The sequence below is a fragment of the Nocardia sp. PLKS1-43 genome (assembly GCF_059510335.1).
Genome location: NZ_JCAJZQ010000012.1, coordinates 99,980 through 122,485 on the forward strand (window position 1 = coordinate 99,980; position 22,506 = coordinate 122,485).

14 protein-coding genes are annotated in these 22,506 nt (G+C 69.0%); 9 read left to right on the forward strand and 5 right to left on the reverse strand.

Annotation, left to right across the window (positions count from 1 at the left end):
* The first annotated feature begins 54 nt into the window (after nt 1-54).
* A complete protein-coding gene (locus tag AC5WS7_RS31910; protein WP_495958316.1) occupies nt 55-3,999 on the forward strand; it encodes a bifunctional RecB family nuclease/DEAD/DEAH box helicase in 3,945 nt (1,314 codons plus the stop codon).
* A gap of 9 nt (nt 4,000-4,008) precedes the next feature.
* Here AC5WS7_RS31910 and AC5WS7_RS31915 read toward each other — a convergent pair whose 3' ends face one another.
* Both AC5WS7_RS31915 and AC5WS7_RS31920 read right to left on the reverse strand, forming a co-directional pair.
* Nucleotides 4,009-5,178 (reverse strand): amino acid deaminase/aldolase, encoded by a 1,170-nt coding sequence (locus AC5WS7_RS31915; protein ID WP_495958439.1) that lies wholly within the window; start codon nt 5,176-5,178, stop codon nt 4,009-4,011.
* Between the two features lie 95 nt (nt 5,179-5,273).
* Nucleotides 5,274-5,735 (reverse strand): TetR family transcriptional regulator, encoded by a 462-nt coding sequence (locus tag AC5WS7_RS31920; RefSeq protein WP_495958317.1) that lies wholly within the window; start codon nt 5,733-5,735, stop codon nt 5,274-5,276.
* Nucleotides 5,736-6,149: 414 nt separating this feature from the next.
* On the opposite strand from AC5WS7_RS31920, the gene AC5WS7_RS31925 reads away from it, so the two are divergent.
* Entirely contained in the window at nt 6,150-6,896 is a 747-nt protein-coding gene (locus AC5WS7_RS31925) for a tyrosine-protein phosphatase (RefSeq protein WP_495958318.1), read from the forward strand.
* Between the two features lie 40 nt (nt 6,897-6,936).
* Here AC5WS7_RS31925 and AC5WS7_RS31930 read toward each other — a convergent pair whose 3' ends face one another.
* On the reverse strand, nt 6,937-7,956 hold the full coding sequence (locus tag AC5WS7_RS31930; protein WP_495958319.1) for a glutathione S-transferase family protein: 1,020 nt from the start codon (nt 7,954-7,956) through the stop codon (nt 6,937-6,939).
* A 68-nt stretch (nt 7,957-8,024) separates the two neighbouring features.
* On the opposite strand from AC5WS7_RS31930, the gene AC5WS7_RS31935 reads away from it, so the two are divergent.
* Together AC5WS7_RS31935 and AC5WS7_RS31940 are read left to right on the forward strand one after the other, a co-directional pair.
* The gene (locus tag AC5WS7_RS31935) at nt 8,025-8,822 is read left to right on the forward strand and encodes an enoyl-CoA hydratase/isomerase family protein (protein WP_495958320.1); all 798 of its coding nucleotides are present in this window, start codon (nt 8,025-8,027) and stop codon (nt 8,820-8,822) included.
* A gap of 95 nt (nt 8,823-8,917) precedes the next feature.
* Entirely contained in the window at nt 8,918-10,186 is a 1,269-nt protein-coding gene (locus tag AC5WS7_RS31940) for a class I adenylate-forming enzyme family protein (RefSeq protein WP_495958321.1), read from the forward strand.
* Here the strand turns inward: AC5WS7_RS31940 and AC5WS7_RS31945 are convergent, their stop codons facing one another.
* Nucleotides 10,187-10,612 carry a VOC family protein gene (locus AC5WS7_RS31945; RefSeq protein ID WP_495958322.1) on the reverse strand — a complete coding sequence of 142 codons (426 nt, stop codon included), beginning with the start codon at nt 10,610-10,612 and terminating at the stop codon, nt 10,187-10,189.
* A 5-nt stretch (nt 10,613-10,617) separates the two neighbouring features.
* A complete protein-coding gene (locus tag AC5WS7_RS31950) occupies nt 10,618-11,520 on the reverse strand; it encodes a helix-turn-helix domain-containing protein (RefSeq protein WP_495958440.1) in 903 nt (300 codons plus the stop codon).
* 244 nt (nt 11,521-11,764) lie between these two features.
* Here AC5WS7_RS31950 and AC5WS7_RS31955 point away from each other — a divergent pair, with 244 nt between their 5' ends.
* From AC5WS7_RS31955 to AC5WS7_RS31975, 5 genes are all read left to right on the forward strand, one after another.
* Complete coding sequence (locus tag AC5WS7_RS31955) at nt 11,765-12,484, forward strand: hypothetical protein (RefSeq protein ID WP_495958323.1); 720 nt, start codon at nt 11,765-11,767, stop codon at nt 12,482-12,484.
* A 43-nt stretch (nt 12,485-12,527) separates the two neighbouring features.
* On the forward strand, nt 12,528-13,451 hold the full coding sequence (locus AC5WS7_RS31960; protein ID WP_495958324.1) for an ATP-binding cassette domain-containing protein: 924 nt from the start codon (nt 12,528-12,530) through the stop codon (nt 13,449-13,451).
* A gap of 8 nt (nt 13,452-13,459) precedes the next feature.
* Nucleotides 13,460-14,266 (forward strand): ABC transporter permease, encoded by an 807-nt coding sequence (locus AC5WS7_RS31965; protein ID WP_495958325.1) that lies wholly within the window; start codon nt 13,460-13,462, stop codon nt 14,264-14,266.
* 90 nt (nt 14,267-14,356) lie between these two features.
* A complete protein-coding gene (locus AC5WS7_RS31970; protein WP_495958326.1) occupies nt 14,357-18,220 on the forward strand; it encodes an ABC transporter ATP-binding protein in 3,864 nt (1,287 codons plus the stop codon).
* A gap of 250 nt (nt 18,221-18,470) precedes the next feature.
* Complete coding sequence (locus AC5WS7_RS31975; RefSeq protein ID WP_495958327.1) at nt 18,471-22,295, forward strand: multifunctional oxoglutarate decarboxylase/oxoglutarate dehydrogenase thiamine pyrophosphate-binding subunit/dihydrolipoyllysine-residue succinyltransferase subunit; 3,825 nt, start codon at nt 18,471-18,473, stop codon at nt 22,293-22,295.
* Nucleotides 22,296-22,506 lie beyond the last annotated feature (211 nt).

Here is a 22,506-nt window from a genome sequence, read left to right on the forward strand (position 1 = left end):
GCAACGGTGCGTTCGCCCGGGGTTCGGGTGTCCCGAGACACAGGAGGGCCACGATTGATTCTGTTCGGTGATCGCGTCGTGTGCAGCACCGGTGACCTGGTGGAGGCGGCGCGCTGCGAGTTCGCGCTGTTGCGCGCGCTCGATGCCGAACTGGGCTTGGTGCCGCCGGTCGCGGGCACCGGGTCAGCGCCCGATTCCCTGGGCACGACCAGCGCCGCCGCCATCGACGCCGCGCTCGACACCCTCCCGGCCCCCCTGGCCGACGCCGCGGTCCGCATCGATCCCCCCGCCGCGGCCGATCCCGCCGCGCTGGTCGCCGCCCTGGAGCGCGCGGATCACCGGACAGTTGCCGCCCTGCGCGCGGGCGCGCCCGTGGTCGCCGGCGCGCGGTTCTTCGACGGCGAGTTCACCAGCGGTTGCGCTCTGCTGATACGGGCCGAACCCGAAGCTCCCCGCCCCGCCTCGACCACCCCCGCATTCGACGACGACTCCATCGTCGACGGCGACGCCCTGGGCGCAACGGGACCGGCCGGGCAGTTCTTTTCGGGCGCGGGCCCGAATGCCGCACCCGCCGCCAAGGACCCGCCCTACGACACGACAGCCGACCACCTGCCCGGTTACTCGGCCCACGCCATCGCAGCCGACCGGGCTTTGCAGCACGCGTTATCCGGTGCGGCAGCAGACGACCACGGACTGCGCGAACAACCGGTACACAGCACGACAGCCGACCGAACTCCGCAGTACTCGACACAAGGTCCGACCGACCGATCCCCGCAGCACTCGGCACCCGACGCGACAACCGACTCCACCGCGCGGTACGCGACCCACGACACGACAACCGCCTCGGCCGCACAGCACTCGGTTCACGACGCGACGACCAACCCGGCCACGCGGTACCCGACCAACAACACGACAACCGACCCCACCGCGCAGTACGCAACACACGACACGACAACCACCTCGGCCGCACGGCACTCGGTTCACGACGCGACAACCGACCCGGCCACGCGGTACGCGACAGATGGCCCGGCCGCGCAGTATTCGATACGTGGTGTGGCGACCGACCCCGGCCCGCGGTACTCGATACACGGGGTGGCGGGTTCGGGGTCGGCGATCGGCGCGCTGATCGAGCTTGCGGGTTGTGCTGATGCGTTGCAGCAGTGTGGTTTTCGAGTGGACCCGCGGCTGCGGGTGCGGTTGGCCGACGGCTCGGAGATGATTCACGACCTGTCTGCGGCAGCAGTGGTGTACCGAGCGCGGCGGGCGCGGCTGGCCACGATTCTGGCCGGAAAGCAGAACGAACTACTTCCGGTGCAGTGGGGCGATCGCCGCTATCTGGCCTGCGGTCACTGCCCCACCTGCACCGCGGAACTGGTTGCCGGGCGTGATCTGCTGCTGGTGGCCGGTATGCGCCCGGGGGTGCGGGCACAGTTGCGCGATGCCGGTATCACCACCGTCGATCGTCTGGCGGCCGCCGATTCCGCGGTCAGCGGCGTTGCGGCACATACCTTTTCGGCGCTGTCTCGACAGGCCGAGGTGCAGTTGCGGCACGAGCGCACCGGCGCGGCGGTCTATACGGTGACCGATGCGGAGGCACTGGGTGCGCTGCCGCTCCCCTCACCCGGGGACGTCTTCCTCGCTGTGACGGACACGCCGGCCACAGCGGTGGGCGTCGGCGTGGCTCCGGCACATCATGCCGAGGGCGGCGAGGATCCGGTGGTGCTCTTCCACGCCTTCGCCATCGCCGGAATCGATTCGGCCGACGAGGGTTTCGACGCCGCCGACGAGACACCGGATCTGCTGGAATATCTCCTGGACCGCCAGGAGCACCACCCCGGCATGCGGATCTACCACTATCGCTCACCGGTCCGGCAGCTGCTGGCCCGGCTGTGCGTCCGGTACGGCGCGGATGAGCAGATCATCGACGATCTGCTGGGGTCCCTGGTGGACCTGTACCCGATCCTGCGGTCCGCACTGATCATCGGCCAACGTTCGTACCGCCTGGCCGACCTGGCCGAACTGTTCGGCACGAGAACCGAGATCCCTGGCGAGAACCTGGAATCGGAGTGCGCGCACACCTTGCGGCTGCGTGAGTGGCTGCGTCGGCTGGCCGCCGAACACGGCGTTCGCCCGGTTCCCCAGGCGCCGCGCCCGGAGACCGAACCGCTGCCCGCGGTCGAGGCGGCGCTGCGCGAATTCGCCTTCGACTTCGACGAATCCCGTAGCGCCGCACAGCGAGCCGCGGCGTTGACGGCCGCGACCCTGGCCTATCACCGGCGCGAGCGGCAACCGCTGCACTGGGCGCACGAGGATCGCCTGCGGCGGCCGATCGCCGAATGGGACGACGCCCCCGGAGTGCTCATCGCGGACTGGGGCACCGTGGACACCAAGTGGCACAGCACCGGTGAGCTGCCGATGCGGCGCTATCTCACGCTGACCGGCCGTCTGGGCACCGGTGGCGCACCACGTCCCGGGACCCCGGTGCTCACCGTCTACGACCGGCCCGTCCCGGGGATGACCGCCACACCCGGCCGTCGCGCGACCGCGCACGCCACCATTCTGGGTTGCGCGCTGGACGCCAACTTCGACGACGCCGTACGGGTCGAGGAGCTGTTGCCGCAGGGCTGCGAGCCCTATGACGAACTGCCGGTCGCGATCGTGCCGGGCCCGCCCGGTCAAGACGAGAACATCGCGGACGCACTCGAATCCGCGGCGCACGACCTGCTGGTGAGCCTGCCCGAGGTGCCCGCGACGGCCGCGTTCGACCTGTTGCTGCGACGTCCACCGCGCCTGCGCTCGAGTGCGGCGCTGCCGGAGGTGTTCGGTGATCACGCCGCCGCCGTCACCGCCGCGGTGCTCGATCTGGACGATTCCTATGTCGCGGTGCAGGGCCCGTCGGGCACCGGCAAGACCGATACCGCCGCACGAGTGGTGGAACGGCTGGTCACCCGGTACAAATGGCGCGTCGGAGTGGTCGCCCGGTCGCACTGGTCGGTCGAGCAGGTGCTCGACGCGCTGGTGCGGGTGGGCGTGCTACCGGAACTCGTCGCCAAATCCGAGACCCACGCGGTATCGCCGGAGTGGCTGACCATCGAGCCGAACCGCTACCCGCGTTTTCTGGACAACGCCGTGAACGGCTGCGTGATCGGTGGTCTGCCAGGCGATTTCGCGGACGCCGCGCGGGTGCCGCCCGGCGCACTGGATCTGCTGCTGATCGCCGACGCCGGGCATTTCGCGCTCGCCGACGCGATCGCGGTCGCCGGCAGCGCGCACAATCTGCTGCTGCTCGGCGATCCGGCCCCGCTACCCGGCCACGGCATCCATCCCGAGCCGGTGCACGATTCGACGCTGGGTCGGCTGCTCGGTGAATTGCCAACGCTCCCGGACGAATTCGGTTACTTCCTGGATCGCACCTGGCGGATGCATCCGCAGCTGTGCGGGCCGGTGTCCCGGCTGCGTTATGCCGGACGCCTGCGCTCGAGCGAAACCGTAACTCTCGCAAGGGATCTGGAAGGCATTCCACCCGGTGTGCGGACGAAGCCGATCGAACATCACGGCAACAGCACCGAATCCGCGGAGGAGGCCCGCGAGATCGTGCGCACGGTGCGGAATCTGCTGGGCCTGCCCTGGCGGCAGGGCGCGGTGACGCGCCGCCTGCACCCGCACGACATCCTGGTCGTCACCCCGTACCACGCCCAGGTCGCGCGCATCCGCACCCTGCTCTCCCGGGCTCGCATCGAGGACGTCCTGGTCGGCACCCCCGAACGCCTGGCCGGTCGCGAGGCGGCCGTGGTCCTGATCTCCATGACCACCTCCTCCCCCGACGACGCCCCACACGGCATCCATCCGCTGCTGTCCCGCCACTGGATCACCACGGCCGTCTCCCGGGCCATGTGGACCGCCATCATCGTCCACTCGGCACTGCTCACCGAGTACCTCCCGGACACCCCGGATCAGCTGGCCGACCTGGCCGCGTTCCTGGAGCTCGCCGACTCCTGAAAACGCCTGTCAGCCGAAGTTCTTCCCTTCCCCGCGGTAGGTGGGGACAGTGCCGCGGGTGCCGTCGGGGGCGACGATCTGCAGCGTGTCGAAACGTTCGCACAGCTCCCCCGCTTTGGCGTGGCGGAACCACACGCGATCGCCGATCGCCAGATCACCGGCTCCGGCGAGCGGAGTCTGCACCTCACCCGCCCCCTCGGTGCCGATGAGGCGTAATCGACCGGGCCACACCGGTTTCGGCACGCGCGATGAACCCGCCGGCCCCGAGGCGATGTAACCGCCGGAGAACACCGTGGCGATATCGCGCGCGGGCCGGCGCAACACCGGCTCGGCGAAGTACAGAGCGGGGCGCGGGGTGAAGCTGCGGTATCCGTCGAACAGCGTCGGAACGTACAGTCCGGAACCGGCCGTAACCTCGGTGACACCGGGTGAGGCGGCGCTCACCTCGATCGAGCCGCTGCCGCCGCTGTTCACGATCCGCAACTCACCCACCACGGACCGGACCGCGTCGAGCACCTGCGTGCGGCGGGTGGCGATCTCCGCGGCCGAGAACTTTTTCACCAGGCGTACCGCGGGATTGGTATCGGGCAGACCTGCGATCTGCGCCTCGTAGGTCATCACCCCGACGACCTCGAAGCCGCGATCGCGGGCGGCGCGAGCGAGCCGGGCGGCCTGATCCGGGGTGCGGATCGGCGAGCGGCGAACGCCGAGGTGCAGCGGGCCGATTCGCAGTGAGGCGTCCACGTCCAGGCAGACGCGCGGACGCACCCGGTCGACGCCGACGGCCGTTTCGATCAGATCGAGCTGGGCGCTGTCATCGACCATGAGGGTGATCGAGTCGCGCAGCACCTCGTCCTCGCCGAGTTCGGCCAACGCGGCGCGATGCACGCTCGGATAACCCAGCAGAACGTCCCGAGCGCCGTTGCGGACCAGCCAAATCGCCTCGGGCAGTGCGTAACCCATGATCCCGGCGAATCCACCGGACGCGGTCGTACCGGCGCCGAGTACCTCCTCGAGGACGGCGCGACAGCGCACGGATTTGCTCGCCACGCGGATCGGCACCCCCGCGGCCCGGCGAACCAGATCGGCGGCGTTGGCACGCAACGCGCCCAGATCCAGCACGGCCAGCGGCGGATCCAGATCGGCGGTGGCCGCATGCAGGTCGGCGATGGACGACACGTCTGTCACGTACTCCACTGAATCATGAAGCTGGTCACACGTCCAGTTGCGCGGCGACGTGCATCCGCGGCTCCACGGCGACTCTTACCTGTCGATTACCTGTCGACAGCCTTGGTGGACAGGCTCGATACCAGATCGTCCAGCACCACCAGCGTGGTTTCGTCGTCGCAGTCGGCCAGCCAGCGCAGGATGGTCCCCTGCATGACCGCGACGGCATAGGCCGAGATCGCCTCGACCGGCTCGATCCATTCGGTCCCGGACCGCTCCGCGCACAGCCGCAGAAACGCCGTGACTTCTGCTTCCTGCTGCCGGAACAGTGCGCCCGCCGACTGTTCGACGGCACACTCGTCCCGCCCGCCCCATCGGTGGCGCAGTGCCGTGATGGTGGTCTCGTAGATGTGCACCTGACGCTCCGGCGTGGCCTTGATCGCGGGCCACAGCGCACTCACCCCGGCATGCAGCAACACTCGCAGCGCGCGCGTGCCGGAAAAATCGAGCTCGGCACACGCCCGTTCCACCGCATCGGCGAGCGCCGGCCTGGGCCGGAGCTCGGTCATCTCTCCACTAGCGCTCAACGAAGACTCCCTTGGGCAAATCGAACACTCGCACCTCGCCGGCGCGGGCCGCTCAACGGGTTGCAGATCCTCGCTGATCGGACCGGACCCGCGCCCGGTCGACCCGTCCAACCTTCACCAATATAGGAGGTTTCCAGGGATGGCGACCGAGTTCAGCGTGGTTTTACGGACTGGAAGAATGTTTTGTTACCCCCTTGGAATCAGGCTGCGATCCAACGGACATCCATCCCATCATCCCGCCGAAATATGAGACGAGTCGGTGATCGGGCTAAGGCTCCAGTGAACCACGAATCAAGTGCGGAATCTCTGTGGCGGGTACCACATGCCGCCGGAGATTCGCCGGTTCGATCGGTGAACGACACCCGGGGGCAACCAGCCCGACCGTAGCCTTGACAGATGAACACCGCACGTCCAGACCACTTTCAGATCTCCGGTACCTTCAACTACCGCGACGTGGGCCGGCTACATACGGCGCGCGGGCGCAAGTTGCGCAGCGGTGTGCTGTTGCGCTCGGCGCACCTGTGCCGGATCGACGCCCGCGGCCAGGAGACGTTACGCGAACTCAACGTGCGCACCGTGCACGATCTGCGCGGACCGCGCGAGATCGATCACCTGGGCGCGGACGTCCTGCCCGGGGGCGTGCGCCTGCGGCTGACCCCGTTCGACTCGGCCATCGGCGAACAGCCGCCGCACGAGGCGGCCGGTGAGCGCGACGGACTCGCCGAGATGCTCCAGGTCTACCGATCGTTCCCCGGAATGGCCGAGGCGCACCTGGCCCTGCTGGCCATCGCCGAATCGCTTCTGCGCGGCGACGGCGCCGTCCTGGTGCACTGCGCCGCGGGCAAGGATCGCACCGGCTGGGCGATCGCGACGCTGCTGCGCGCGATCGGCGTGACCGAGGACGACATCCTGGCCGAATTCCTGCTCAGCAATCACGCCGCCGAGGCCCTGGCCGCCGACGTGCACCACAATTCCGGTGGCCGCCTGAGCCTTCCGCCCGAGGTGCTCGGCGTCCGACCGGAATACCTTGCCGCCGGCACGGATTCGATGCACGACCTGCACACCGACCTGAGCGGCTATTTCACCGCGATCGGCCTCACCGAGGATCTGCGTACCCGGCTGAGCGAGCGCCTGTTGGAGTGAACTTCGCCCGCTCGATCCGGTGGCCGGCTGCGCGACCGGCTCAGACCGCGAACTGGTCGGGAACCTGTTCGGCGGGCCGGGGCGGGGGCGGCGGCGTGCCCGCGCCGAAAGGAGTGCCGGGCAGCGCCTCGCGGCCGTGCGGGGCAAGCCAACCCGACAGATCGGGCCCCCTGGGCACGATCCGGGTGGGATTGATGTCGGTGTGAACGATGTAGTAGTGCTGCTTGATCTGGGTGAAATCGATGGTGTCGCCGAAACCCGGAGTCTGGAACAGATCACGGGCGTAGGCCCACAGCACCGGCATCTCGGCCAGCTTGGTTCGATTGCATTTGAAATGGCCGTGATAGACCGCGTCGAAACGGGCCAGTGTGGTGAACAGCCGCACATCCGCCTCGGTGAGGGTCTGTCCGACCAGGTAGCGCTGGTCGGAGAGGCGCTGTGAGAGCCAGTCCAGCGCGCTGAACAGCCGATCGTAGGCCGCCTCGTAAGCGGCTTGGTCACCGGCGAATCCACAGCGGTAGACGCCGTTGTTGATCTCGGTGTAGACGCGCCGGTTCACCTCGTCGATCTCGGCGCGCAGCGATTCGGGATACAGCTGCGGCGCACCCGGTCGGTGATACCGCTCCCACTCGGTGGAGAAGTCAAGGGTGATCTGCGCGTAGTCGTTGGTGACGACCTGCCCGGTCGGCACGTCCACCACGGCCGGCACCGTGATACCGCGCGGATAGTCCGGGAAGCGGGCAAGATACGCATCGCGCAGGAAATGCACGCCCAGCACCGGGTCCACACCGCCGGGATCCAGATCGAAGGTCCAGCTGCGTTCGTCGTGCGTGGGTCCGCACAATCCCAGCGAGAGCACATCCTCGAGCCCGAGCAGCCGCCGCACGATCAACGTCCGGTTCGCCCACGGGCAGGCCCGCGCCGCGACCAGCCGATAACGTCCCGGCTCGACCGGATATCCGTCACGCCCGTCGGCGGTGATGCGGGTGGTGATGTAGTTGGTGTCCCGCTGGTACGCGCCGGACTCGACATAACCGGCCGTCTCGGAGGTGCCGCTCATACCTCGAGTCTGGCAGATCGGGCCGGGTCGCTCTCCCCCGCACGGCCCCCGATGGCTAGATTCGGCCCATGAGTGAGCTCCCCCAACCCACCCGCCTGGACCGCACCGATACCGACGCCGGGGCACAGCTGGCGACCATCACGATCGATCACCCGCCGCTGAATCTGTTCGACAAGGCGCTGCTGGACTCGCTGGCCGCGAACGTCGCCGAGCTGATCGCCACACCCCCGCGTGCGGTGCTGTTGCGCGCGGAGGGCAAGGTGGTCTCCGGGGGCGTGGACGTGCACGTCTTCGAGGGATTGTCGGTCGAACAGGGCACCGAACTGTGGGAAGACCTGTTCAACCGCGTCATCCATCCGATCGAGGCGCTGCCGTGCCCGGTGGTGTTCGCCGCGCACGGGCTGACCCTCACCGCCGCCTTCGAGATAGCCCTGGCCTGCGACATCATCCTCGCAGCGCCGAAGGCGAAATTCGGGCTGGTGGAGACGGTCGTCGGGCTGACGCCATCGATGGGCGGCCCGCAGCGCCTGGCCGAACGCGCCGGTTCCGGCCGCGCCCGCGAATTCGTGATGACGGGCGACCTGTACGACGCGGCGACCATGGCCGACTGGGGTGTGGTCAACGCCGTGCACGAGGATGTCGACACCGCCGCCCGCGCCCTGGCCACCCGGCTGGCCGACGGCCCGACCCGGGCCCACGCGGCGACCAAGCAGGTCATCGAGGCGTGGCGTTCCGGGGGTGTGGCGCACGCGGATTCGGTGACGCCAAGAGTCTCGGGCGAGCTGTTCGCGACCGAGGACCTGCGCGGCGCGGTGCGCAGCTTCCTGGACGTCGGGCCGGGCAAGGCGAAGTACTCCGGGCGGTGACGTCGCAGACACGTTTGCCGACAATCAGCCCACGATTGTGAGCTGAGTCATATAGTCACAGGTGCCTGCCGGATACGAGGCACTCGGAGGGACGTATGCCACAGCTCGTCGAATATCCACAGACCCGAAATCCGTGGTGTACCAACCCTCTTGCCCGTGGCGCCGACGGCGTTCTGCGCTACGGCAACCTCAATCCGGCCCTCACCGAACTGCTCGACGTGCAGGTGCACGCATTCTCCAACCGCGAGGCCGTGGTGGAGATCGGCGGTGCGAGCGGGCACGAGGTACGCCTGACCTACCGGCAGTTGTGGCACAGTGCCGCCAGGATCGCAGGAGGATTGCAGGAGCACGGCATCGGCTACGGCGACCGGGTCGCGGTGCGCATGCCGGTGGGCGCGCGCTGGGTGCAGGCATTCCTGGGCGCGCTGCTGTCCGGCGCGGTGCCCGTGCTGGTGCCCGACCCGCTGCCCGACGCGCTCGCCGATCAACTCCTCGCCGACAGCTCCGCGGATTTCGTGCTCGACGGCGGCGGGGCCGAGGCGAACTACGCGAACCTGCCCGACGGCGCGGCCTTCATCGATGACGGCGCGTCCCTGAGCGAGCTGGCGCTGCTGTGCTACACCAGCGGCACGGTCTGCCCGGCCGATTCGCCCGCGTACGGCGAACCCAAGGGGGTCGAGCTGACCAACGAGAACTTGCTTTCGGCGGTTCGTTCCATGGTGAGCGCACTCGATCTGCCGACCGATGGGATGCGCAACCTGGTCCTGCTGCCGCTGGCCCACGCCAGCGGGTGCGTGGACCAGATGCTGCCGACCTTCGCTGTCGGCGGCACCGTCGTCCTGACTCCCGATCCCTCGCTGATCGCGGAAACCATCGTCACCGAACGCATCGACGCGGTCTGCGCGACGCCGCGCATCTTCGCCGGACTCCTGCCCGACCTGGCCGGACTGCATGCCGACGGAGTGCGGCAGGTCTGCAGCGCCGGACATCGCGCCGAGGTGGCCGCCGTCGACCCCGGCACCTGCGCGATCGTCGCCGACGCGCTGCGCGAGGTGTTCCCGCTGGCGCGGCAGTGGTCGGTCTGGGGCGCGACCGAGACCAGCGGTATCGGCCTGGCACTGGCCGACAGCGCCGACCCGCACTGCCGCGACCTGCTCGGACTTCCTTTCGGCGGAATGGAATTGGCCCTGTGGGGCCCGCGAGCCGGATCCGGTCGCGGCGAACTCCTGTGCCGCGGACCGAATGTCACCCCGCGCTACTGGAACGACCCCCAGACCACCGAATCCCGTTTCACCGGAAGCTGGTTCCACACCGGTAATCAGGTCGAGATCGACACGGACGGTCTGGTCCACCGCGCCGAATGATCACTCGTCTTGCGCGGCTCCGGCATAGGTGCCGAAACTCCAGATCACGCCCTCCGGGTCGCGGCAGGTGAAGCCTCGGGAACCGTAGTCCTCATCGCGCAGGCCGCGCAGGATGACGGCCCCGGCCGCCTCGGCGCGGGCATACAGCTCGTCGGGATTGTCGACGACGACGTATACCGATCCGCTGGCGGTCGGCAGTTGGCCGTGCACCGAATCCTCGCGGACCGAGCCGAGCATGATGCCGCCACCGCCGGGCCGGCCGAGTTCGGCGTGCTGGATGACATCGCCCTCGCCGTAGCGCGCACGCTCGACGAAACCGAATGCGCGACAGAGGAATTCGATCGCCGCGGGGGCGTCTCGGTAGGTGAGGCACGGCCACACCGGGGTCGCGACGCGGGTGCTGATTTCGCTGCTTGTGTCTGTCATGCTCGTCAGCCTTCCAACAATCCGGGTACGGGGTCTTGGACGAATGGGAACACCTCGCACGCCAGCCACCGCGAGGGCGGCAGCCCGGCCAGCTCCCGCCATTCGCGCGCCATGTGCGCCTGGTCGTAATAGCCGGTCGTGGCGGCGACCTCGGCGAGGGTCGCGCCTGCGCGAGGCCCGGTGGCGGTGTCGGACGCGGCTTCGGTGGCCACCGTGCGCAGCAGCCTGTGCGAGTACTCGAAACGCGCCAGCCGGGCCACGTCCTTGGGCGTGATTCCGAACTCCGCGGCGAACCGCGAGCCCAGATACCTTCTGCTCCAACCGATCTCCTCGGCCACCGCGCCCACGCGGGCACGTCCGCCCGAACCGGTCAGCAACTGCCACGCCCGCCGCAACTCCGGTTCGATCGTGGCCTCCCGCAGCAGTTCGAGCAGGATCCGGTCCAGAATCGCGAAGCGGCCCGGCCAGTCGGCGGTGACCGACATCCGTTCGCGCAACTCGGTTGCCCGCGGCCCGAGCAGATCGGTCAGGTCGACCAGCCACGATCCCAGCTCCGCGGTCGGCACGCCGAACAACACTCGCGCTCCCAGCGGCGTCACCGCGAGCTGGACACCGTGTTGATATCCGCGGTGCCCGATCAGGCACGGCCGGACGGTGAGCCCGCTGGCCAGCGCATCCCAGCTGCCGCCGGACTGCGCGGGATGACAGCTGACCGGCAACTCGATGGGCTCATCGATCGTGACGATCACCGTCAGCGCCGTGGACGGCATCCCGATGTGCACTCCGGGCGGGAAACCACGCAGCAGATAACCGACGTAATCTCCCAGATACGGCCGCAAGCGCGGATCGGGCGCGGCGCGCGCGCCTTCGGAGATGCCGCCGCCGTCCGACGTGCCGGCACCGCCCACCGCTCGCTGCCGCAGCAGCGACTCCTCGACGAGTTCGCCGACGCGCGCGGATCCACCGACTCGGCGACGAGAGCCGGTTCCGTCGGCGGCCGGGTCCACCACGCTCACGCCTCCCACGGTAGGCCGGACCACCGACAATTTCGGGAACCACCCACCCACCGGCCCGATCCCGGCGGACCGGTTTCGCCGTAACGGCGGCATCCGGGCCGCCCACACTAGACTCGGCGCGGACGAGAGGGGTGACATGCCGATATTCAAGGCCGGGGTGGAGAAGGCGATCCGGTCCATGCTCGACAACGGAGCGCAGTTGCAGGCGCCCGCGGTCGCCAAGTACGTGGACCGCCTCCGGCGCGCACATCCCGGGGAGTCACCGGCGCAGATCATCGCGCGGATCGAGACGCTGTATCTCACGAGCGTCACCGGCAGTGGCACCGCTGTCGGTGCGACCGCCGCGGTACCGGCGGTCGGCACCCTCGCCGCACTCGCGGCCGTCAGCGCGGAGACCACCTTCTTCCTGGAGGCCTCGGCGGTCTACACCCTCGCGGTCGCGGCCGTGCACGGCATCGCCCCCGGCGACGCCGAACGCCGCCGCGCGCTGGTGCTCGCGGTCGTACTCGGCGAGAGCGGGATGGAGATCGTGGAGAAGAACCTCGGCCGCTCGGCGCAGAACTGGGCCACTCTGCTGACCGAGCGGATTCCCGGAATCCGCAGCCTCAACGACACCCTGATGCGGCGTTTCATCCTGCGCTTCCTGGCCAAGCGCAGCCCGTTGATGTTCGGCAAGGTGCTGCCGGCCGGAATCGGCGCGGCCATCGGCGGATTCGGCAACCGGACGCTGGGTAAACAGACCATCGCCAACGCGAACCGGGCGTTCGGCCCGGCGCCGCTGGTCTGGCACACTCCGGTGGTGATCGACGCGGATCCCCTGCCCGGCCCGGACCAACCCGGCGAGGAGCGGCGTTGATCCTTCCGCCCCGATCGACGACCACGGCCCGCAGGAGCGAACGATGAGTGCGGCACGACCGATTGCGCTCGGCGTCACCGGGCTGACCATGAAGTTCGAGGGCGTCACGGCTCTGCGCGCGGTGACTTTCTCCGTACCGGCCGGGACGACCGCCGCCCTGGTCGGACCGCCCGGAGCCGGCAAGTCGCTGCTCGTGCAGATTCTGCTCGGGCAGTCGCGGCCCTCGTCCGGTACCGCGTCGGTCGGCGGACCGGGTTCCGGCGTGCGCGGGAACCGCCCGGTGGGGGCGATGTTCCAGCCGCACGGGCTGCAACCGGGCCGCACCGTGCGCGGACAGCTGTTGGTCTACGCCGCGGCCGCGGGCGTCACCGACGCCGAGGTGGACGGACTCCTCGCCTTGACCCGCCTGGATCCGGTCGCCGGGGACAAGGTACAGACCCTGCCGCCGAATATGGCCGCGCGGCTGGCGCTGGCGATCGCGCTGCTGGGCGATCCGCCGCTGCTGATTCTCGACGATCCGCTCACCGGACTCGACGGCTCCGAACGGGCCTGGCTGTTCGACCGCCTGCGCCGACACGCGCGCCGCGGCGGCACCACGCTGCTGACCTCGCAGAGTCTGTCGGCCGTGCTGCCGGTCGCGGACAATCTGGTCGTGCTTAGCGCCGGCTCGGTGGTGTATCAGGGCAGTCCACGCTCGCTGCGGCGCAGCCACCCGGACCGCCTGGTGGTCGCCGCCTCGAGTCCGATCGCGCTGGCCACGATGCTGGCCGCGGACGGCTTCACCGATACCGTCATGCGCTCGGACGGGCGGTTGGCGATCGCCGAGGCCGGCCGCGCCGACATCGAGGCCGCAGCCGGTCGCGCCCGTGTGCGCCTGACCGAGATGATCCCCGAGCCCGTGCATCCGGACCGGGTGCTGACCGCTCTGACCAGGACCGCGCCGACACCGTACGGGATGCCGCAATGAATCCGACCATGCTCAGGCTGCCGAAACTGCCGTCCCTGTCGCAGATCCCGGTGCCCGTACGCCGTGCCGCGTACTCCGAGATCCGCAGGGTGACGACCCAGCGTTCGGGGTGGCTGCTCCCGGCCTGCTGCGCCGCGATCGGTCTGGTGACCGGCCTGGTGAGCGCCGGGACCGGCAGCGGACCACAGGACGGCGGGCAGATCGCCACCGGAACCGCCACGGTCGGGCTGTATCTGGCCGTACTGGTCGCGATCGTGGCCGCGGCACTGAGTGGCGCATCCGCCACGGGGTCGGAATACCGCTACGAGAGCATGCCGCTGACGGCCCTGTTCGTCCCGGACCGCAATCTGCGTTTCGGTGCGAAACTCGGTGTGGCAGCGGTGTATTCGTTGACGCTGGGACTGGCGGCCGAGATCGGCGCGGGCATCGGGCTGGCAATACTGGGACATTCGCAGGTCCAGTTCGGCCTGCGTCTGACGGGAGTGCTGCTGGGCGGCCTGCTCGCGACGGTCTGCTGGGGAGTGATCGGCGCGAGCATGGGTCTGCTGCTGCGCTCCACGGGCCTGGCCGTGACCGCCGTGATCGGCTGGTGCCTGGTGGCCGAGCCGCTGCTGTGGCTGATCCTGCGGGGAATCGGCATCGCCGGCGTCGCGGTCCTGCTCCCCGAATCGGCCACCATCGGCACGGTCGCGGTCGGTTCCTTCTCGCGCAGTCCCTTCCTGTCTCCCGGTGCCGTCTCCGCCGTCGTGCTGGTCATCTGGACCGCCGCCGTCGGCGCGCTGTCCTGGTGGAAACTGAGTCAGCGCGATCTGTAGTCACCCCGTCAACGGTGCACACACGCTTCACCTGGGAAGAATTCGCGGGTGAGAGGGGTTGTCGGTTCCGCTCGGTAATGTCGGATGCCGATGCGGAGCTCGGTAGGAACGGGGGCGGGTGTGGCTGGGAACGGCGAGGTCGGATGGTTACGCCGGTTGTGGCGGGCATGCTGGGCACGGCCGCGACTGCTGTCGGCAGTCGTTCTGACGCTGCTGTTTGGCGCGATTGCCGAGGCGGCGGTCCCGGTGGCGGCCAAACAGGCGCTGGACAGCGCACGCGTCGGCGATGTGCGAGCGATCACCGATGTCACGGCGGTGCTGGTGGTGTTGGCGATCGCACGGTTCGGCACCTCGACCGGGCGGCGGTGGCTGGCCGGGCGGCTGGCGCTGGATGTGCAACACGAGGTGCGGGTATCACTGCTGACGGCCCTGCACCGGTATGACGGGCGCGGCCAGGACCGGGTGAGCACCGGGCAGGTGGTGTCCCGGTCGATCTCGGATCTGCAACTGGTACAGGGCTTTCTGGCGATGGCGCCGATGTCGGCGATGCAATTGCTGCTCGCGGTGCTGGCCGCGATCGTGATGATCGTGCTGTCGCCACCGTTGGCGCTGGTCTCGCTGCTGACCGTGCCCGCCCTGATGCTGGTGGTGTACCGCACCCGCCCGCGCCTGCACGCGGCCACCTGGTCGGCGCAGCAGCGCGCCGCCGATCTGGCCCAGCACGTCGAGGAAACGGTCACCGGCGTGCGGGTGGTCAAGGGATTCGGCCAGGAGGCGCGCATGGTGGGTGTGCTGGAGGTGCACGCGCGCCGGCTCTTCGGCGAACGGATGCGCGCCGCGCGCATCGACTCCCGCTTCGCCCCTACGGTGGCGGCGATCCCGCAGATCGGCATGGTCGCGGTGATCGCCCTGGGCGGCATGCTCGCCCTGCACGGCTCGATCGGCGTCGGCACCTTCCTGGCCTTCGCCGCGTACGTCACGATTCTCGCGGGCAGCACCCGCGTGGTGGCGAGCGTCATCGTGATGGCACAGCTCACCCGCGCCGCGGCGGAACGGGTGTTCGCCGTGATCGACGAGGCGCCCGACACCGTCGACCGGCCGGAACCGCGGCCGCTGCCCGAGGGACCACTGGGCATCGAGATCGATTCCCTCACTTTCGGTTTCGACCCCGACCGGCCGGTGCTGCACGATTTCGACCTGACCGTTCGCCCCGGCGAGACCGTCGCGGTCATCGGCCCCGCGGGTTCGGGAAAATCCACGCTGGCCATGCTGCTGCCGCGCTTCTACCACCCCGATGCCGGGCATATCGTGCTGCACGGGGCGGACGGCGCGGCCGATGTCGAGCAACTGCGGGCCGCGGATCTGCGCGCGGCGGTCGGCGTCGTGTTCGACGAGCCGTTCCTGTACTCCGACACAGTCGCGGCCAATATCGCCCTGGGCCATCCCGGCGCCACTGCCGAGGAAATCCGGCACGCCGCCGAACGCGCCGCGGCACATACGTTCATCGAGGCCCTGCCCGAGGGCTACGACACCGTCGTCGGCGAGCGCGGCCTGACCCTTTCCGGGGGCCAGCGCCAGCGTCTCGCCCTGGCCCGCGCCCTGCTGGCCGACCCGCGCATCCTGGTTCTCGACGACGCGACATCCGCCGTCGACGCCGTCACCGAGGCGGCGATCTTCGAGGGCCTCGCCGATGACACCGGCCGCACCACCATCATTCTGGCGCACCGGGAATCGACCCTCGCCCACGCCGACCGCGTCATCCGCCTCCCGGCGCCACCGCGCCGCGAGATCCCGAACCTCTGGCCCGAGCCGGGGGAGACCATCACCGCCGCAACGAGTTCCGGTGTCAGTACCGATTCGAGCGCCGGTTCCCCGGCCGGTGATCCGGTCCGGGCACACTCGAACGCTGCGCCAGAGCGCATCGATCCCCCAGTGCCACAACAACTTTCCACGCTCGCCGATCCCCCGGGGGGCATACCGCGCCACACTCCGCCGTCGGCTGGATCCACCGCAGGCCGCCCGCGACCAGCCTCAGCCGCCACAGACCTCGCCCAGCAGGTCGAAGCTCCCGACGTCGACGTGCCCCCGGAGCTGCGTGCCACACTCGCCCGGCTGCCCGCCGCGGACGAGCCGCCGCGCATGGATCCGAGTGAGCACGAACGTCCCGATCCGGATTTCCGGTTGCTGCGACTGTTGCGGCCGGTGCGCTGGCTGCTGGTGGCCGTGGTGGTGCTGCTGGCCCTGGACGGCGCCATCGGCGTCGGCTTCCCGATGTTGACGCGCTATGCGCTGGACCACGGCGTGGCGGCGCACAGCGGTGCGGCGCTGCTGGCCGCGGCACTGGGTGCGCTGATCCTGGCCCTGCTGAGCTGGGTGGACGAGGCCGCGGGCACGCTGTTGTCCGCCCGCGGCGGTGAGCGGGTGCTCTACGGTTTGCGTATCCGCAGCTACGCGCATCTGCAGCGGCTCGGACTCGACTTCTACGAACGGGAGCTTTCCGGCCGGATCATGACCCGGATGACCACCGATATCGATGCGATGTCGACCTTCCTGCAGACCGGACTCGGCACCGCGCTGATCGGCATCGCCACCGTCGCCGGGGTGATGGTGGCGCTGGTGATCTGCGACGCGGGTCTGGCGTTGGTGGTCTTCGCGGCGCTGCCGCCGCTGGCCATCGCGACGCTCGCGTTCCGCAAGATCTCCGCCTCGGCCTACTCGGCCTCCCGCGAGCGTGTGGCCACGGTGAACGCGGATTTCCAGGAGAACATCGCCGGACTGCGCACCACCCAGGCCTACCGGTCCGAACCGCACGCGGCGGTGCGCTTCACCGGCTACTCCGACGCCTACCGCAAGGCCAGGATGCGAGCGCAGAAAGCGATCGCGGTGTATTTCGGCTTCATCGTCGCCTGGGCCGACCTGGCCCAAGCGGCGGTGGTCTTCGTCGGTGCGCGCGATATCGCGCACGGTGTGAGCACTCCCGGGACGCTGGTCGCCTTCGTGCTGTACCTGAGCCTGCTGATCAACCCGATCGTGCAGCTGTCACAGGTGTTCGACGGATACCAGCAGGCCCGAGTGGGGCTCGGACGCATCGGAACGCTCCTGCGCACGCCGTCCTCGATCGCACCCGATCCGATCGACCCGGTCCCGGCCGGTGCGGGCCGAGCCGCCGATGTGGTATTCGACACCGTGCACTTCCGGTATCCGGGCGCGGCCTCGCCCGCCCTGGACGATCTGCGCCTGCACATTCCGGCCGGCTCGAGCCTGGCGCTGGTCGGCGAGACCGGCGCGGGCAAGTCCACCATCGTCAAACTCCTCGCCCGTCTCTACGACCTACCGCCCGATGACGCCCGGCACGCGACCACTCCACCGTCCGGCTCCACCGGCGCGATCCTGGTCGACGGCGCGGACGTGCGCGATTACCGGTTGGCGGATTTCCGTGCCCGCCTGGGCGTCGTTCCGCAGGAGGCGCACCTGTTCACCGGTGACATCGCCGCCAACATCGCCTTCGGCCGACCGTCCGCGACTGCCACGCAGGTCGAGCGGGCCGCGGAAACCGTTGGCGCACTGGACATGATCGCGTCCATGCCGCGCGGTATGCGCCAGCCGGTCGGCGAGGGCGGACGCGGCCTGTCCGCCGGGCAGCGGCAGCTGATCGCGCTGGCCCGCGCCGAACTGGTCGATCCGGACCTGCTGCTGTTGGACGAGGCGACCGCCGTGCTGGATCCGGTCAGTGAGGAGAAGGTTTTGGCCGCCAGCGCCGCGATGACCGCGGGCCGCACGGCGGTGATCGTCGCGCACCGGCTCGCCACCGCGGCGCGGGCCGATCTGATCGCCGTCGTGGCCGCCGGACGGATCGCGGAAATCGGCACCCATGCCGAGTTGGTCGCGGCGAACGGCATCTACAGCCGGTTATGGGAAGCGGCACGGGCGGGCGAGGGAATATTCTCGACCTAGGACGGGTCGTCTCTTATGAGTCATGAGGCCGGTCCCGTTCAGCAAATTCCTGGCAGCGTGGATTCGCCAGCGGGGTGCGGAGTTCGGAGCGGTCCGGAGGAGGCAGCTTGGGTAATCAGGCAGCGACCCGCAGGGACCGCCGTGAAGCGCCGGTTCAGGGCTGGGCCTATCCTCGGAAAGGGCGCATCGGCGCGCATATTGCCGATACCCGTGCCGAGCACGTCACAAACGTCGCAGCGCGAAGAACGAAATGAGGCGAACACCTGCTGTGAGCAGCTCAACATCCCAGTTCGGACAGAACCAGTGGCTCGTCGACGAGATGTACCAGAAGTACAAGCAAGACCCGTCGTCGGTCGATGAGAGCTGGCACGAGTTCCTCGCCGACTACACGCCGGAAAGTCCGTCCGACAACGGCGCCGGCAACGCTGCCGCCCCGACTGCCGCCGCAACCGCGACCACCCCCGCGGCCCCCGTTCCGGCTCCCGCTGCGAACCCGGCCCCCGCGGCCGCGCCCGCCCCGGCCGCCGCCCCCGCCGCGGCGCCGAACCCGGTCGCCCCGAAGGTCGCCGTGGCGACCTCTGCCGCTGCCGCTCCGCCGCAGGCGCGCACCCCGCAGACCACCCCCGCCCCGGCCTCCAACGCCGCCCCCACCTCCGGCGCGCCGAAGTCCGCCGAGTCGGCCGATGCCTCTCAGGTGCTGCGCGGTCCCGCCGCCGCGATCGTGAAGAACATGTCGGCCTCGCTGACCATCCCGACCGCGACCAGCGTGCGCGCCATCCCGGCCAAGCTGATGATCGACAACCGGCTGGTCATCAACAACCACCTGGCCCGCACCCGCGGTGGCAAGATCTCCTTCACCCACCTGCTCGGCTACGCGATCGTGCAGGGCATCAAGTCCTTCCCGAACATGAACCGGCACTTCGCCGAGGTCGACGGGAAGCCCAACTCGGTCACCCCGGCGCACACCAACCTGGGCCTGGCCATCGATCTTCCGGGGAAGAACGGCGCCCGCACCCTGGTCGTCGCGGCCATCAAGAACTGCGAGACGATGAACTTCGCGCAGTTCCACAACGCGTACGAGGACGTCGTGCGCCGGGCCCGCGACGGCAAGCTCACCACCGAGGACTTCACCGGCGTCACCATCTCGCTGACCAACCCGGGCACCATCGGCACCGTGCACTCCGTGCCGCGGCTGATGCCGGGTCAGGGCGCGATCATCGGTGCGGGCGCGATGGAGTACCCGGCCGAGTTCCAGGGCATGAGCGATCAGCAGCTGGCCGAGATGGGTATCGGCAAGCTGATGACGCTGACCTCCACCTACGACCACCGCATCATCCAGGGCGCGGAGTCGGGTGACTTCCTGCGCACCGTGCACAACCTGCTGATCTCGGACGAGTTCTTCGACGAGATCTTCCACGGCATGGGCGTGCCGTACGAGCCGGTCCGCTGGCGCAAGGACATCAAGGAACGCGGCGTCGACAAGAGCGTGCGCGTGCAGGAGCTGATCGCGGCGTATCGCAGCCGCGGCCACCTGATGGCCGACACCGATCCGCTGCGGCTGGTCAAGGACAAGTTCCGCAGCCACCCGGATCTGGACGTCACCCAGCACGGGCTGACCCTGTGGGACCTGGACCGCGAATTCAACGTCGCGGGCTTCCACGGCCAGGAGCGGATGAAGCTGCGCGACGTGCTGTCGGTGCTGCGCGACGCGTACTGCCGCCACGTCGGCGTGGAGTACACCCACATCCTGGAAACCGAACAGCTGCAATGGATTCAGCAGCGGGTCGAGCAGAAGCACGAGAAGCCGACCGTCGCCCAGCAGAAGTACATCCTGTCGCGGCTGAACGCCGCCGAGGCGTTCGAGACCTTCCTGCAGACCAAGTACGTCGGCCAGAAGCGGTTCTCGCTGGAGGGCGCCGAGTCGACCATCCCGATGATGGACGCCGTCATCGACCAGTGCGCCGAGCACGGCCTGGACGAGGTCGTCATCGGCATGCCGCACCGCGGCCGCCTGAACGTGCTGGCCAATATCGTCGGTAAGCCGTACTCGCAGATCTTCACCGAGTTCGAGGGCAACATGAATCCGGCCGCCACCCACGGCTCGGGCGATGTGAAGTACCACCTCGGCGCGCACGGCACCTACATCCAGATGTTCGGTGACAACGACATCGAGGTCTCGCTGACGGCCAACCCGTCGCACCTCGAGGCCGTCGACCCGGTGCTGGAGGGCCTGGTCCGCGCGAAGCAGGATCTGCTCACCAAGGAAGACCTGGTCACCAAGGGCGAAGAGGCGCGCACCTTCTCGGTCGTGCCGCTGATGCTGCACGGTGACGCGGCCTTCGCCGGTCAGGGCGTGGTCGCCGAGACGCTGAACATGTCCGGCCTGCGCGGTTACCGCGTCGGCGGCACCGTGCACATCGTGGTGAACAACCAGATCGGCTTTACCACCGCGCCGGAGAACAGCCGCTCCACCGAGTACTCCACGGATATCGCCAAGTCGATCGGCGCGCCGATCTTCCACGTCAACGGCGACGACCCCGAGGCCTGCACCTGGGTCGCCCGCCTGGCCACCGACTTCCGCGAGAAGTTCCACAAGGACGTGGTCATCGACCTGATCTGCTACCGCCGCCGCGGCCACAACGAGGGCGACGACCCGTCGATGACCCAGCCGTACATGTACGACGTCATCGACACCAAGCGCAGCGTCCGCAAGTCCTACACCGAGGCGCTGATCGGTCGTGGCGACATCTCGATGAAGGAGGCCGAGGACGCGCTGCGCGACTTCCAGGGCCAGCTCGAGCGGGTCTTCAACGAGGTGCGGGAACTGGAGAAGTATCCGCCGGAGCCGAGCGAGTCGGTCGAGGAGGAGCAGACCGTCCCGGGCACCGTCGTCACGGCGGTGGACAAGACCGTGCTGCAGCGGATCGGTGACGCGTTCCTCAACGTTCCCGAGGGCTTCAACGTGCACCCGCGCGTCAAGCCGGTGCTGGAGCGTCGTCGCGAGATGTCCTACGAGGGCAAGGTCGACTGGGCCTTCGCCGAGTTGCTGGCCTTCGGCACGCTGATTGACGAGGGCCGCGCGGTGCGCCTGACCGGTCAGGACTCCCGCCGCGGCACGTTCACCCAGCGGCACTCGGTGGTCATAGACCGCAAGACCGGCGCGGAGTACACCCCGCTGCACAACATCGGCAGCGCGAACCCGGGCTGGTTCGCCGTACACGATTCCGCGCTCTCCGAGTACGCCGCGGTCGGCTTCGAATACGGCTACTCGCTCGGCAATCCGGACGCGCTGGTGCTGTGGGAGGCGCAGTTCGGCGACTTCGTCAACGGTGCGCAGTCGATCATCGATGAGTTCATCTCCTCCGGTGAGGCCAAGTGGGGTCAGCTGTCGGAGGTCGTGCTGCTGCTGCCGCACGGCCACGAGGGTCAGGGCCCGGACCACACCTCCGGCCGCATCGAGCGGTTCCTGCAGCTGTGCGCGGAGGGTTCGATGACGGTGGCGGTTCCCTCCACCCCCTCGAACTACTTCCACCTGCTGCGCCGGCACGCGCTGGACGGCATCCGCCGCCCGCTGATCGTCTTCACCCCGAAGTCGATGCTGCGCAACAAGGCCGTGGTCTCCAATATCGAGGACTTCACCGACAACAAGTTCCGCTCGGTGCTCGAGGAGCCCACCTACGAGAGCGGCGACGGTGACCGCGCGAAGGTCAAGCGGATCCTGCTGACCAGCGGCAAGCTCTACCACGAACTGGTCGCGGAGAAGGCCAAGAAGGGCCGCGAGGATGTCGCCATCGTGCGCATCGAGCAGCTGTACCCGATCCCCTCGTACCGGCTCAACGACAAGCTGTCGACCTACCCCAATGCGACCTATATCGCGTGGGTGCAGGAGGAACCGGCCAACCAGGGCGCTTGGCCGTTCTTCGGCCTGAACCTGCCGGAGATCCTGCCGGACCGGTTCGCCAAGCTGCGCCGGATCTCGCGCCGTGCCATGTCGGCCCCGTCCTCGGGTTCGTCGAAGGTGCACGCGGTCGAGCAGGCGGAGATCCTGGCGGAGGCGTTCTCGCCGACGGCCTGACCGAACACCCTGGGGCACAATCGAATACGGTTCGCGACAGCGCCGGGCCGGAATCGCATCCAATGATTCCGGCCCGGCGCTTTTCGCGTGGCGGGTTTCGTATTCGCGGGGTGATCGATCCGATGTGACGGTGGTCATTCCTTCTTGTTACGCACTCTCCCGCACCGTATATTCGGAGTGGAATATTTGAGGCGGATGATGTCGGCGGTCT